The following is a 14212-nucleotide window of genomic DNA, read 5'->3' on the forward strand; positions in this document are numbered from 1 at the left end:
GTTCCTTTGCATTGCTGTTTTTGTTGAGCATCCTTACCGGGCTGATCCTTTTCAGGAAGAATATCACGTGTTTTTATTCTTCAGAAGGGAAGTGTACAAAAGGAATAACCTTCACCAGTTGATCGGGGTGTATGCATTGATCTTTCTTTAACACGGTGATCGCCGTTACCGGTTTCTGGATACGCGCTATGTTTTTAAAAAGGATTTTTATTCCTCGTACAGCTATACGCCTGTTTTAAAGCCATCACCGCCTTTGTCTTTTCTTTTGATTCCGCATACGAGGCCCTGCGAAAAGAATATCCAGCTTTTACAGCAAGCGTGATCTATTTCGCACAAAGCAATAAAGGGAAGACGGCCGTTTACGGAAGCCGCAGCACGAACTCTTTTATTCATTCAGGAAATTTGCCGATGCGGTTTTCCTGGACAGTACGGAATGCCGTTGCCAATACCCGGTTTGTGAATGAAATAAGTGCCGGTGACCGCTGACATCATCAATTCCCAGGTACACATGGGTAAGCCATGGTTAACGCATGGCCAATTAAAATAATTTATTTCCTGTTAAGTTGACCGGGGTTTTACTCAGCATCACCGGGTTTTTGCTTTGGACCCGAGCGAAAAGATCTGCCGGTAAGCCATAAAAGCCGGATCCGTATATCAATGAATTCAAAACGTCTTCCCGGAAAAAGTTACTTTTCAAAGCGTGACGGGGTTGCTCGGCGCCATCGCGGACCACGTTCCCGTGATGTTGTTCATCAAAGAGGTGCCGAGTCTGAAGCTCCTCTTGTGGAATCACGAGGCCGAGCGCATCACGGGCGTCTCGCGCGACGCCATCGTTGGCAAGACGGGCGCCGAGTCTTTCCCCCCCGAGGAGCTCGAGTTCTTCTTCGAAAAAGATCGTGCCGTCGTAGCGGGCCGAACGCTGGTCGAGGTCGAAGAACGCATTACGACGTCCGGCGGAGAGGAGCGCTGGCTCCGGACGCGCAAGGTCCCGCTCCTGGATGCGAGCGGTTCCGTCACCGCCCTGCTTGGCATCGCCCTCGACATCACCGAGGCACGGCGAGCGCACGACGCGCTCGTGGCCAGCGAGCGAAAGCACCGCGAGGTGCTTGACGCGGCGCTCCACGCTGCTGTCGCCATTGACAGAGCGGGGAAGGTGACGCTGTGGAACCGGTCCGCGGAGCGAATCTTCGGGTACGCGGCCCACGAAGCCCTCGGCCAGGAACTCGCCGCGCTGGTGATCCCCGTTGCGCAACGCGACGCTCACCGCGTGGGTATCGCGCGCGCTGCAGTTCCAGGTCATCACCTTCCAACGGCCCGGCGACTGGAGTTCACGGCACTTCGAAAGGACGGCGGCGAGTTCCCTGTCGAGCTCGCGTTGACACGTCTAGGTGACGGCTTCCTCGCGTTCTTGAGCGATATCTCGGCGCAGCGTGCCGCCCAGGCAACGCAGCGGTTGGACGCCTTGGGGCGGCTCGCCGGGGGCGTCGCGCACGACTTCAACAATCTCATGTCCGTCGTACTCGCAAGCGCCGAGGCTCTCCGCACCGACGAGCGTGACGAGGACCGCCTCGATGACCTGGACGCGATCGCGGATGCGGCGGGGCGTGCGGCGGCCCTCACGGGCCAGCTGCTCACCTTCAGCCGCGACCAGCCGACGAACCGCGCGTGCCTTCGACCTCCGCCATCGTACAATCGTCGCTCGCGATGCTGCGGCGACTCATCGGCGAAAACATTCTTCTCGGCCGAGCTACCCGACACAGCCGCCGTTGTTCTTGCCAACGCGTCGGACCTCGATCAGATCCTTGTCAACCTCGCGGTCAACGCCCGCGATGCCATGCCCGATGGCGGCTCCATGACCCTCTCCGTCGTCGAGGAGCAAGGGACCGCGGCGGCGCCCCCGGTGGTGGTCTTGTCGGTCACCGATACAGGCGAGGGCATGTCCCCTGAAACGCTGGCGCGAATCTTCGATCCATTCTTCACGACCAAGGCGGTCGGGCGGGGGACAGGCTTGGGCCTCGCGACGGTGTACGGTCTGGTCGACCGCCTTGGCGGCAAGATCGGCGTCACGTCCAAGCCGCACGAGGGGAGCCGCTTTGAGATTCGACTTCCGGTGCACCAACACCCGATCGCCCGTCGTCCCCACAGCCGACTGGCTCCTCGGACGCGCCCCGCAGGCTCCGTGCTGCTCGTGGAGGACGATGCGGCGGTGCGCCGCGTCGCGGCCCGCGCGCTCTCTCGCACTGGACTTCGGGTGCTCGAAGCCGAAAGCGCTGCGGCGGCACTCTCGCTCTACGATGCGTGGGAAGGTCGGATCGGCCTTCTTGTGACCGACGTCATCATGCCCGGCAAGAGCGGCCGCGCTCTCGCCGACGAGCTTCGCGCGCGGGATGCGTCGCTTTCGGTCCTCTACGTGTCCGGCTACACGAGTGAGCTGCTCGACGCGGAGGAGTTGGCGCGGCCGCGAACGCACTTCCTGGCAAAACCTTTCACGGTGACTTCGCTCGCTGCGCGTGTCGCTGAACTCATGGCCGAGGCCCCGCCCGCCGGCTCCTCACGCCCTCCGTGATGGGGAGCGGGGAATCCACGTCGGAAAGCGATTTCCGAGCGATAAGCCAATTCCGCAACACCCCGGTGGGCCGGTGCGTGGCGTGGGGGGGGGTCGGGCACGCGGCGACGTGAACGAACAGCGCGCCCCCGGCGAGCCATGACCCTTTTCCGTCACCTTCCCTTCGCCCTCGCTTCGAGCGCGTGGCTTATCGCAGCGTGCAGTGCCGGCGGCGCATCGTTCGGCAACGACGACGCCGGCAGCGCAACGCCCGGCAACAACGAGGGCGCGGCCGACGAGGCGGGTGCGGCAGAGGCCGACGGCGCGGCGCCGCTAGGTCGCGACGGCGGTCGTTCGAGCGACGCGGGCAAGCGCGACGCGAATCCGTCGTGTGTCGCTGATTGCGCCGGGCGCGCCTGCGGCCCCGACGGATGTGGCGGCGCCTGCGGCGTCTGCGCGAGTGGAAAGACGTGCAGCGCGTCGGGCAAGTGCAGCTGCGCTCCCGCGTGTTCGGGACGAGAGTGCGGCGCTGACGGTTGCGGCGGAAGCTGCGGCACCTGCTCGAGTGGAACATGCAACGCCTCTGGCCAATGCCAGACGTCGACGTGCGCCGCCAACTGCACCGGCAAGACCTGCGGAAGTGACGGATGCGGCGGCTCCTGCGGAACCTGCAGCGAAGGGACGTGCAACTCGTTCGGCTTCTGCGGCGGGGCGCAATGCGGCGGGGCGACGTGCGGCTCTCACGCGGCGTGTTGCCGCTGCAACGGGCAGGTCCTCGGGTGCTTCGGCTTCGCTCCCGGCGGCAAGTGCTCCGACTACGGCCCCGGCTGCACGGGCGGCTGAAGGCTCGCTGGGTTCAGGCGACCTTTGCGACGCGCGAGCGCAGCCCACCGAGCACAAGCTCGAGCGCCGACGTGAGGCGCATCATGCGCGCGTGATCGGTCAGGTGCGTCGGCTCGAGCATCCACAGACCGATCCAGATGTCTTGCAGGATGCCCGCGGCGACTTGCGGATCCAAGTCGTCGCGCCACGCGCCCTGGCGCATGCCGATGCGAAGCACCGTGGTCAAGTGCTCGGCACCGCACCCTCGAAGGTCGCGAAGACGATCTTCGCACTTCGCCAGGAGGTTCGCGGTCTCGCCGCAGAAGAGATCGCGAAGCAGCGGGTTGGTGTAAACGGTCTGCATCGCCGCGCCGGCCACGCGAACGAGAAGCTCCTCGGCGGGCACAGTCTCGTCGATGAGCGCGGCCGTCGCTTCGTGCCAAACGCGAACCTCGCGCTCGACGGTGAGCATGTACAGCTCCTCCTTCGATTCGGCGACTTGATACACGGCGCCTTTGCCGACGCCGGCGCGCTTGGCGATCTCATCGACCATCGCCTTCGCAAAGCCCGAGTACCCGAACACGTTGGCGGCCGCCGCGAGGATCCGCTCCCGCCGCTCGCCCCGATCGTCTCGTTTGCTCTTCTCGTGGCTCAGCGTCGTCGTGTTCATGACGCCGACGGAGTCCAAGTCTCGTGCCAGGAAGGAGTGACCGACGACGCGGCCCGCGTCACAGCCCCGCGTGACGCGCAGACCTCGAGAAAGTGTGGCCTTCTAGGCCACACTCGACGGCGAGACGTGCCTACATCCTCGCATGGGCGCGCGATGCCTCATCGCGGGGACGCGGGATCCCACGCCCCAACGCCCGGACTGCACGAGTCCTATCCGGCAAGAACTGTTGGCGGCCGCATCGGCGCGTCAGGGCTTCTCGCCAGCAGCGACCCACTGGTCGATGAGGTTGGCGAGGTTGGTTCGTTCGGGCTCCGGCAGAGGCCCCGTGGCGGGCATCGAGCCGTTGCGGACACGCACGGCCGCGCACGCGCCCTTCGACTTGCCGGCGCACGCCGCTGAGGCGAGCTGCGAGTCGGCGTAGGCGGCGGCTACGTCGGCTTGCCCCATGTTGTGGCCGCCTGACTTCGAGCTCACGTGGCAAGGCGTGCACCGCGTCGTGAACTGCGTGTGGATGCTCGACCAGCTGGCCGAGCTGCCGGTCGCGGCGTCGCTTGTCGAGGCGCCCGCGTCGCTCGTCGCCGCTGGTTGCGGCGTGGTCGTCTTCTCGTCCGACGAGCAAGCGCTTAGCGACGAGAGAGAGAGCAACGTGGCGATGACGATGCGGTGCATAAGAGGCCTCCCGGGAATTGCCGTACCGTAGCGGGAGGCGGGGCCCTAAAACAACGTCGCCGCGGAGGCCGGCGGGCGATTGGCGGCGAAAACCGACAAATCAGGGCTCGAACAACCAAGCGCGGCACATGACGACACAGCGCGCCTGCACGAAACGCGCGGCCTCGGGCAGGTGAGCCGCGATGGCGCGTATGGCACGGCGGGTGCTCGGACGCGGGCATGTCGAGAACCTCTCTTTTCCTTCTTGCCCTCGCGGCGCAGGGTTGTGGCGGCGCGGTGGCGCCAAGCGTTGGCGCCGAACCTGTCGCCGACGCCGGCGCATCGGCTCCCTCGTCCACAGGCTCGGCGGGCAAGGTCACCCCGTCGCCTTCGCCGACTTCGTGCGCGGCCGGCGACTCATGCGTGGGCGGCGGAACGTGTCGTCCGTGCAAGGACGACTGCGACGTCGCTTGCGATGCGCTCTTCTGCGTAAGCGGCACGTGGCGCGCGCGCAGGGGAACGCCGCCTCGGCCCGCCCACTGCGACCTTCCGGAACCCGTGGATGCGGGCCCGGGGCCCATTCCCGCGTGCACGTTGCCTCCCGTTGACGTGACGCACTGCAACGTCGACGCCGACTGCACCAAAGTCATGAAGGGATGCTTCTGCGGGCCGCAGCCTGTGCTTGGCGTCAACAACGCGTACGCCAGCGCCGTTCAGACCTGCGAAGCGGCAGAGGCCGCTAATTGCAACATCCGCTGCGCGCAGGAGAACACCTACCGGCCCAGCCACGGCGCCGGCACGGTCTTGGATCCCGATCTCATCGTCGCGCGCTGCGACACGACAGGGCTCGTGGGCGCGTGCGTGACCGAGATTCCGTAGCCGCCCTCAAAGCGGCGCCCCTACTTCGTGCCGCTCAATCGCGCAGTGAGCGGCGTCTTGGGAAGCTGCGAGGTGTCGCCGCGCAGCACGAACGGCGCGAAGGCCGCCGCGTTGCTCTTGAACGCCGCGTAGCTCGGGATTTGAGGCGACTCGATCAGCGCGAAGCCCTCGGACGTCCAGGTCTGCGTCGATTCGGGCGACGCACCTGGCAGGACCGGCGCCTTCACGCTCGCAACACCCTTCGGAAAGATGAAGGTCCAGCGAATCGTGGCGAAGGAGTCCGGGTCGGGATGATACCCGCCTTCGACAATGGCCACGCCGCCGACCGCGTCGGGGTTTTGGCCGACCCACGAGAGCTCCGGCTGAAACCCCGTGCCCGCCACCTTTGACGGCATCACCACCGGCGGCATGAGGTTCACGTCCTCGCTCGTGAAGCCCGGCGGCGGTCCCTGACGGAGCCGCATGATGGCCGGGATTTTCCCTGCCAAGCCGCCGTCGAGCGCTGACGCCTTGAGCGCCGTTTGCGTGCGCACGAGGTCGACGACCGCACCGGGCACGGGTTCGATGCGAACGGGCGGCTTCGTTTCGAGATCCATGCTGTCGGCGTTTTGATGGAAGAGCAGGCCGCCCTTGTACTGGTGCACCGAAATGTCGAGGGTGTCGCTGGAGGTGCCTCCCGTGGCCGTGAAGTTGACCGTCGTCGCCGCCTGCCAGTCGCCCGACGCGAACGTCACGGTGGACTTGCCGCCATCGGCGCCGGCGTCAGCGGCGGGGCCGGCGATCGCTTTCGTCTGCCACGCGAGCACCTGACCACTGGAGTCTTGCGCTTTGGCCACGAGGTTGACGAGGCCCGCGCCGTCGACGCAGCCCTCGGTCACGAACAAGAGATCCGGGTTCACGCTCACGCCGCCGTCGGTCGGTGGGGCCGAGGTCGTGTTCGTGTCGCAACCCACGGTCACCTCGTAGTCGGTGGCAGAAGGGTACGCGCCCATGTTCACGTTGATGGAGCCCAACACGGCGGGGGCCTCGTTGCCCTCGTCGGCGAGGTCGACGCGGAGCTGGTCGCCCGGCGTCACGTCGACGAAGTGGTAGTAGAACGTGTCGTCACCGAAGTTGGTGTTGGGGATGTCGACGCGCACCGTGACGGTGCCGCTGCCCGCCGCGAACTGAGCCTTGCCGTCGGCGCCCGTTTCCACGGCCTCCGTGGTCGCGCCGATGAAGACGACCGTCGCGCTCGCGAACGGCTTGCCGGCGACGAGCACCGTGACGACGACATCGCTCGTGCTTACCGGCGCGTCGACGGGGACGGTGCCGTCGACCCCGGACTCGGCCCCTGTCTCGGCCCCTGACTCGGGAAGCGTGCCGCCATCAGGCGCGGGATTCGTGCCGGTCTCCGAGAGCCCCGCCTCCGGCAGGTTCAGGCCCGGCTGCTTGTCGTCGGACTCGACGCAAGCCTCTGAGGCGAGAGCGATGAACGGGAGCGCAAGGCAGGCGAAGAGGCGGGTTCTCTTGAGCACGCGGCACCATAACGCGACCCACACACCGAACCAAACGAGAGCGCGCGTTTCAAGCCCCACCGCGGCGTATGTCGAGCGGCGCGAGGGCGCGAGGAAGAGCGCGCGCACGGCGCCGTACATCCCGTTCGAACCTTCCCCGGAGTCCCCAGCATGCGCTCACGCTCTCGCCTCTTCGCCCTCACATTTGCCGGTCTCTCGCTCGCCTCGTACGGCTGCGCGGCTGAAAACACCGCCGACGACCTCGAGGACGACAGCGCCGAATTGAGCGGCGATCGTCGCTACTTCTTGAGCGACCTCTCGGCCTTCGCGGCGGAAGCCAGCGGCCATGGACCCATCGGTCGAGACCAGAGCAACGGCGAGCTCGCCGCCAACGACGGCAAGCCCATCAAGATCCGCGGTCACCGATACCAGAAGGGCCTCGGCGTCCACTCGCCGTCGGAGATTCGCGTCAACCTGGGCGGGAAGTGTTCACGCTTCATGGCGACGGTGGGCATCGACGACGAGGTCGCTCCCCACGGCAGCGTGTCTTTTGAAGTGCTCGCCGACGGCACGAGCCTGCTCGCGACGGGCGCGCTCACCGGCACGTCGGCGCCGCAGCCGCTCACGGTCAACGTGACGGGCAAGCGCGAGCTGACGCTCATCGTGCGCGGCGGCACCGACGCCTACTACGACCACGCCGACTGGGCGAACGCGCGCGTCTTCTGCTCCGAAGCCCCGCCGACGCCATCCCCCGTCGTCGACGCAGGCGCACCCCCGAGCGACGCGGCCCCCGCGCCCGGCCCTGTCGATCCCTTCGACGCGACGAGCTGCACGGGCGCGCCCATCTCGCTTTCGCAAGCGAAGGCGAAGTTTCCCGGCGGCGCGATGACCGCCGAGCTCGGGCGCTTCACGATGGCCGCGCGAAAGCGCGACTGCAACGACACCACCGGCTGCGGCGCTTGGGCCTCCTTCGACAAGCTCCCGTACCGGTACCAGTGGAGCGATCCGCGCGCCGGTGCGATGTCGAACACGAACTACTTTCCGCTCGTGAGCGAGAGCGATCCGGCGCGCCTGTGGTTTGCTGCACGAACGCACACGAGTCAGCAAGACGAGGTGCGCCTTCGCTTGAGCTACTTGCACGGCGCCGACGGCGTCGACCTGAACCTTCGCTTCGACGCCAGCGATCGCATCACCGACCACTCCTACTACCCGAGCTGGGTTGGCCCCTGCACCGAGCTCGGCTGCAGCCGCGCTTACCGCGTCTACGGCGGCAGCGTGAACTCGGGCCTCAAGGAGGCGCTCGTGACGCCGTCGTGCTTGCGGCTCGTGACGAAACATGTCGAGCGGGCGAACCGCGCGGCCACGTTCGCTGAATACGAGACCGCCTTCTACGCGAAGTACTGAGCGACCACGCTGGCCTTCATGCCGGCGCGGCGCGCTCGACGACGAACGTCATGCCGATGGCGCGCGCCCGCGCGAGGAAGTGCTCCCGCATGGCGAACGCCGGCGTGAGCACTCCGCCAGGGCTCGCGAGGGGATCCTTGGCGAGGCACACAGCGGCCTCGGAGAACATGCGAGCCGTGGAGCCGTAACCCGGGTCGAACGTGTCGCCGACGACGCCGACGAAAGGCTCGCCGGCGATGCTCCCAAAATGGCGGAAGGTGAAATGGCCTCGCGCTCGGTCCTCCGGCGATGGCCCCTCGCCGGGCGCCGGTAACACGCGAGCCTTGAGCAGCTCGCGCAGCGGTTCGACGGAAAGCGCGCCGAAAAAGGCGCCCATGGCCCCGGTCATGGCCACCGCCGAGGCGAAGCCTTTGGCGCCGCCATGAAAGCTCATGGCCTCCGAATAGCGAAAGTCTTTACCCCACGCGTACCCGAAGAGGGCGTTCGTTCGTCTGACGACGCGCGTGTTCATGACGGCCATGATGAAGGGTCCGGTCCAGCGCTTGGCGTCCTTGTCGTAGCGGACCTCAAAGGCGTCGCGACCGTCGGGCCCGGTCCGGTCGGGCTCGGGATCGAGCCCGTAGGGCCTGGCGATGAGCCGTCGAAACTCGCGGTCGCGGCCCAGCTCAGCGAACTGAAGCATCGTGGCGACGGTGCCGCCGCTGAAGCCCCCCTTCGCGCTGCCCACCAACATCTTGATGGCGGGGCACGGGGCGCCGAGACTCTTGGCGTGCTCCTGGAGCATGAAGGCGCCGAGATCCGAGGGGATCGCGTCGAAGCCGCACGCGTGGACGATGCGCGCCCCGGTCGCGATGGCGCTCTCGTGGTTGCGATCGATGCTGGCGCGAACGAAGTGGGGCTCGCCGGTCAGGTCGCAATACGACGTGCCGCTGGCGGCGCACGCGGCGGCCAGCTCGTGACCGTAGAGCGCATAGGGTCCAACGGTCGTGGCCACAACACGTGCGCTTTGCACAAGTTCGGCGACGGCCGCAGGGTCGCGCGCATCCTTGACGACGACCATCGGCAAGTCCTTGGCCGCGTCGTCGATGCGCCGGAGGTTCTCGCGGAGCGCTTCGAGCTTCTCGCGGCTGCGCCCGGCGATGGCCCAGCGAAGCTCGCCCGCGATTCCATAGCGGCGCACGAGCTCCTCGGCGACGAGGGCTCCGGTGAAGCCGGTGGCGCCCCAAAGGACTACGTCGTACAGACGCTCCGAAAGCGGCGGAGGCGAACTCATGACGCGTGGCGTGGGGCGTGCCGCTGCTCAAGTGCCGCCGGCGCCCAGATCTCCACAGATGCGGGCGCCCAGACCCGACGTGCGACCTTCGTTGACGTCGATGGGGCAGTAGCCGCCGGCGCGAATCTGATCAACGAGCTCAACGACGGCCGGGTTGCTCCACGCGCGAGCTCCGTCGAAGCGGGCGCGAATCACGCCTTTCTTGTCGACGATCCACGTCTCGGGAAAGAGCCGCGTGCCGAACTTGCCGCCGACGATCTTTGAATCGGGATCGAAGAGGACGGGGAACGGCGGCTCCTCGCGAATCACGGCCTGCAAGGTGGAGCGCACATCGTCGGGACCGTCGTCGGTCGAGATCGTGAGCACCACGACGTCGCCGCGATCCTTGAGGATGCGCGTGAGGTCGACGATCTCGGGCATCTCCTCGAGGCAGGGACCACACGTCTTGGTCCAGAAATTGAGGACGATGACCTTCCCTTTGAAGGCATCGGACGAGACCGCCGCGCCCTTCATGTCCGGCAGCGTGAAGCTCGGCAGTGTGCGGCTGTGGCCCGCGTAGTCGGGGCGAAGGAGGCACGTGGGCGCGCAGCGACGGCGCAGCTCGCCCTCTTGAGCCGACGCGACGAAGCTGTAGACCAGCACGCCCGCCAAGAGCACGAAGGCCAGGTAGAAGGCCGGCGCATAGGAACTTTTGGCGGGAGCCATGGGTCGTTTATAGCGTCTTGGGGGCTCGCGCGGGCGACCCGTTGCCGGCGCGGCGTACCCTTGTGGAGGGGACTTCTTCGCTTCCGGCACCTTCTTCACCAGCTCAACCTCGAGGTCGAGTGACACCTCGTCGCCGACCACCACGCCGCCACCATCAAGCGCCTTGTTCCACGTGAGGCCGAAGTCCTTGCGGCTGATCTTCGTGGTCGCTGACGCGCCCCGGCGGACGCCGCCCCACGGATCTTTCGTCTCGGCCGAGAGCGGCGTGACCTTGAGCACCACCGGCTTGGTGACACTCTTGATGGTCAGGTTGCCGGTGACGTTGAGGCCGTCGCCGTCCTTGGCGACCTTCGTCGACTTGAAGGTCATCTTCGGGAACTTCGCGACGTCGAAGAAATCCGCCGAGCGCAGGTGCTCGTCGCGCTTCGGGGTCTCGGTGTTGATCGACGCGACATCGATGTCGAGGTTGACCGTCGACTTGGTGATGTCCTGGTCGTCGATGACCACGCCGCCGGTGAACTTGCCGAAGGTGCCGCGGACGTTGGACACCATCATGTGGCGCACCATGAACGCCACGCGGCTGTGCGACGTGTCGACGTCCCAGTCGGAGGCGGCCGAGAGGCCGGCGAAGGCCGTTAGCGTGAGACCGAGTGCAGCGCCGAGAAAGGTTCGTTTGGAAAGCATCGTTGGGATCTCCTGCGCGCGGCCCCGCAATGGCCGTGCCACAGGTGATGCTGGGACGATTGCCCCCTATTCGGCGAAGTTCGCGCGTTTGGCTCACGCGACAAGGCTCACAATGATGGAGCCACCTCTCAAAGCGAGAGAGAGTGCAGGCGCGCTGCAAAGCTCAGGGGAAGGACACCTTGCGCGTCTGCGAGATCGGCCCGACGGCGCCCTGGCCGCGGAGCACGACCTCGTAGTCGCCATCGACCAAGTCGACGCCGGTTTGCGTGGCCGCACCGCCGACGATGCGATCTTTGCCGAGCGTCGTCACATGGTAGACGTCGTAGTGGCCCGGCACCGAGCGCTTCGAGCCGTCGAGAGAGGTCTCGACGAGGTGCTCGACCTCGAGGCGATTCACGTGAACCTTGAGCGTCCCCTGCTTGGGAAAGTAGGACGCCTTCGCGGCGGTCTCTGAGACGCCCCACGCCACGACCTTCACCTCGAGTCCCGCGAGCGCCGTCTGCGTGCCGAAGGCGCGGATGGGCATCGGGACGCCGCCGACGACGACGCGCACGTTGCTATCGCCGGTCACCCACTGCGGATCGGGGAACGCGGGGTCGATGTCGTCGACCTCCGCTGTGATGGCGACGGTCGGCAGTTTTGCCGTCACGCACTTGCCGTCCTTCAGCGCGATGTTCTTCCACGTGGTCGCGTACCGCAGCGTCAAGTCGGAGTAGCCGCGCTGGATGAGCATGCGCACGCCCGACGCGGAGCCGAGCTCGGCGGCGTATTTGGAGAGCGGGAGGCGAGCGAAGGCGTAGTTGCCATCCTGTCCCCGCATGACCGAGAGCGAAGGCGAAGACGCCGCGAGCGTGATGGGCGTGGCCGACTGGAGGGAGAGACAGGCGAGCGCCGGCACCGACGTCGTGGCGCCGCTCATGACGACGCGCTCGCCGAGGTCGTAGGCAGAGTTCGGCCCCTCGTGAAACATCGCGAAGTCGCCCGCGAGGCGCGGCCAATACGGTCCCGGCGGCAGCTCGAGTGAGTCGCCTGGCAGGACCTTCTTGTCACGGCCCGTGAGGCTGATCCAGTTGAGGAACGCTCCGGGCCCGTAGTTGCCGGCTTCAAAGTGGAGGCCCGCCGTCGTTACGCCTGCGTCGATGCGCTTCTTGAGGGCCGCCTCGTCGGTCGACTCATCCCCTTCGTCCACCGCCGGAGCCGAACACGCCGCGAGCAGACCGCACAGGAGCACGCCGAGTAACTTCATGCTCGCCCCTACGGCGACCGCATTCGACCCCTTCCTCGCTTGAGCGGCGTTCGCAGCCGGCTGTCGAAATAGTCTCGACGCCGGTCGACGGGCGCGTCGACGGGCGCGTCAGACGGGCTCGTCAGACGGGCTCGTCAGACGGGCGCGATGGCCAAGCTGCGGCGCGGCTTCGGTGACGCCGCAGCCCGCGCTTCGAAGGCTCGACGGTAGTCCGCGTAGCGTCCGCCGGCGCGCACCGCTTCGACGACCGACACGCCCTCTTCCGGTCCGCCTTGCGCGAGCACGTATTCGATCCAGGCCCACTTGGCGCTGGTCGAACGAACGTCGACGCGTCCCTTGAAGCCTCGCTTCATGCGATCGAGCCGGTCCGTCACCACGTCGATGCCCGCGAAGGGCATGCCGTCGAGCGGCGTGTTTCGCTTCGCGCAGAACGGCGCGATGCCCAACGAGACGGGGATCACCTTCGACAGCTCCGTCACGAAGGCCACGCACTCGTCGATGTCGGCGTCGGTCTCCGACGGCAGCCCGATCATCAAGTAGAGCTTGAGCCGATCCATCTTGTGCAGGCGCGCCAGTTCGGCGGAGCGAATGAGGTGTTTCTCCTTCGCCTTGCGTTCGAGCATCGTGCGCAAGCGATCACTCGGACCATCCATGGCCGTCGTGAGGGTCTTGTAGCCGGCTCGCTTCAAGGCACCGACGAACTCGTCGGTGAGGCGATCGGGACGAAGCGACGAGAGGCCCACCTCGATGCCGCGGTCGGCGAGGGTGGAAACAATCTGGACGATGCGCGGGTGGTCACTGACGGCGGCCCCCACGAGCCCCACGCGACAGACGTGCTCCGGGATGAGCTCCAGGATTCGCTCCATGGGCGCGAGGCGCATGCCGCCGTTGGTGCTGCGGCGCATGACGCAATAGGTGCACGAGCGCGAGCAGCCGCGCTCCGTCTCGATGAGGAACATGTCGCTGAGGGCAGCGTGGGGCGTGATGATGGGCGCCCAGGCGGGGATCAGGTCGACGTTGGCTTTGGCGACGAGCGGCAGCGACGCGCCGTGTATGGCGGGGACGAAGACGTGTGGAATCGCCGCGAGTTCGTCCAAGACCGACGCGCGCGAACGCCGCGCCATGCGGGCCGCTTCAAGGACGCGCAAGACCGGAACGATGAGCTCCTCGGCTTCGCCGACGATGATCGCGTCGACGATGGGCGCGAGCGGCAACGGGTTCGAAAACGTGAGCGGACCACCGGCCAAGACGAAGGGGTGCTCGTCGTGACGCTCCGCCGAGAGAGCCGGCACCTTGGCGGCGTCGAGCATGGCCACGAGGCCACCGATTTCGATCTCGTAGGCGATGCTGGTCGCGATGATGGGGAAGTCTTCGAGGGGGCGCTGCCCCTCGTAGCTCATGGGGCGCGTCTGACGCGTGAGATCGGTCTCGGCCTCGTCGTCGAGAAAGACGCGCTCGCACGCGAGGCCCGGCTCCTCCTGAATCGCGCGGTAGATGCGCTGGTAGCCGAGCGAGCTCATCCCCGCGCCGTAGGGCGACGGGTAGAGCAGCGCGACCGTGAACGGCGCCTCTTTGTCCATGCGGCCGCGCTCATCGGCGAGACGTTGCCGGACGAGGGCCGAGCGGGATGGCTGCATGGACGGCCAGTTTCATAGGATATTTCACGCATCACGCAAGGTCCTCCTCGCGTTCGGCCCTCGGGTCGGCGCCTCTAGCGAAAGAGCGCCGCCAATGGGTGGGCCGAAGGCGGGGGATTCGTCGCGGGATCGTCACCTGCATTTGGGATCAAAGCCCTGGCGCGGCCCTCCTGCTTCGGTCACTCTGGAGCCTCGCTGGAACG

Annotated in this window: 11 protein-coding genes and 1 pseudogene; 4 read left to right on the top strand and 8 right to left on the bottom strand. The window is 66.6% G+C overall.

Features of this window, described 5'->3' with window-relative positions; translation table 11 throughout:
* Window positions 1-700 precede the first annotated feature (700 nt).
* Window positions 701-2566: a PAS domain S-box protein gene (locus IPG50_26925; protein ID MBK6695809.1), complete on the top strand. Its 1866-nt coding sequence runs from the start codon at window positions 701-703 to the stop codon at window positions 2564-2566.
* Between the two features lie 138 nt (window positions 2567-2704).
* A complete protein-coding gene (locus IPG50_26930; protein MBK6695810.1) occupies window positions 2705-3388 on the top strand; it encodes a hypothetical protein in 684 nt (227 codons plus the stop codon).
* Window positions 3389-3401: 13 nt separating this feature from the next.
* Here the strand turns inward: IPG50_26930 and IPG50_26935 are convergent, their stop codons facing one another.
* Window positions 3402-4037: a TetR/AcrR family transcriptional regulator gene (locus tag IPG50_26935; protein MBK6695811.1), complete on the bottom strand. Its 636-nt coding sequence runs from the start codon at window positions 4035-4037 to the stop codon at window positions 3402-3404.
* 246 nt (window positions 4038-4283) lie between these two features.
* On the bottom strand, window positions 4284-4706 hold the full coding sequence (locus tag IPG50_26940; protein ID MBK6695812.1) for a hypothetical protein: 423 nt from the start codon (window positions 4704-4706) through the stop codon (window positions 4284-4286).
* 219 nt (window positions 4707-4925) lie between these two features.
* Between IPG50_26940 and IPG50_26945 the strand changes: the two genes are divergently transcribed.
* Window positions 4926-5564, top strand: coding sequence for a hypothetical protein (locus IPG50_26945; protein MBK6695813.1), 639 nt, complete (start codon window positions 4926-4928; stop codon window positions 5562-5564).
* A 20-nt stretch (window positions 5565-5584) separates the two neighbouring features.
* Here the strand turns inward: IPG50_26945 and IPG50_26950 are convergent, their stop codons facing one another.
* Window positions 5585-7081: a hypothetical protein gene (locus tag IPG50_26950; GenBank protein ID MBK6695814.1), complete on the bottom strand. Its 1497-nt coding sequence runs from the start codon at window positions 7079-7081 to the stop codon at window positions 5585-5587.
* Between the two features lie 150 nt (window positions 7082-7231).
* Here IPG50_26950 and IPG50_26955 point away from each other — a divergent pair, with 150 nt between their 5' ends.
* The gene (locus IPG50_26955; protein MBK6695815.1) at window positions 7232-8464 is read left to right on the top strand and encodes an NPCBM/NEW2 domain-containing protein; all 1233 of its coding nucleotides are present in this window, start codon (window positions 7232-7234) and stop codon (window positions 8462-8464) included.
* Between the two features lie 16 nt (window positions 8465-8480).
* Here the strand turns inward: IPG50_26955 and IPG50_26960 are convergent, their stop codons facing one another.
* The 5 genes and pseudogenes from IPG50_26960 to IPG50_26980 form a co-directional block, all read right to left on the bottom strand.
* Window positions 8481-9737, bottom strand: a complete 1257-nt coding sequence (locus IPG50_26960) for a saccharopine dehydrogenase NADP-binding domain-containing protein (protein ID MBK6695816.1) — start codon at window positions 9735-9737, stop codon at window positions 8481-8483.
* Between the two features lie 27 nt (window positions 9738-9764).
* The gene (locus IPG50_26965; protein ID MBK6695817.1) at window positions 9765-10442 is read right to left on the bottom strand and encodes a TlpA family protein disulfide reductase; all 678 of its coding nucleotides are present in this window, start codon (window positions 10440-10442) and stop codon (window positions 9765-9767) included.
* Between the two features lie 90 nt (window positions 10443-10532).
* Window positions 10533-11126: pseudogene (locus tag IPG50_26970) on the bottom strand (polyisoprenoid-binding protein).
* A 163-nt stretch (window positions 11127-11289) separates the two neighbouring features.
* A complete protein-coding gene (locus tag IPG50_26975) occupies window positions 11290-12372 on the bottom strand; it encodes a hypothetical protein (protein ID MBK6695818.1) in 1083 nt (360 codons plus the stop codon).
* Window positions 12373-12506: 134 nt separating this feature from the next.
* Window positions 12507-14009 carry a radical SAM protein gene (locus IPG50_26980; protein ID MBK6695819.1) on the bottom strand — a complete coding sequence of 501 codons (1503 nt, stop codon included), beginning with the start codon at window positions 14007-14009 and terminating at the stop codon, window positions 12507-12509.
* Between the last annotated feature and the right edge of the window lie 203 nt (window positions 14010-14212).

It is taken from the genome of Myxococcales bacterium, from assembly GCA_016703425.1.
In the GTDB taxonomy this organism is placed as follows: Bacteria; Myxococcota_A; Polyangia; order Polyangiales; family Polyangiaceae; genus JADJCA01.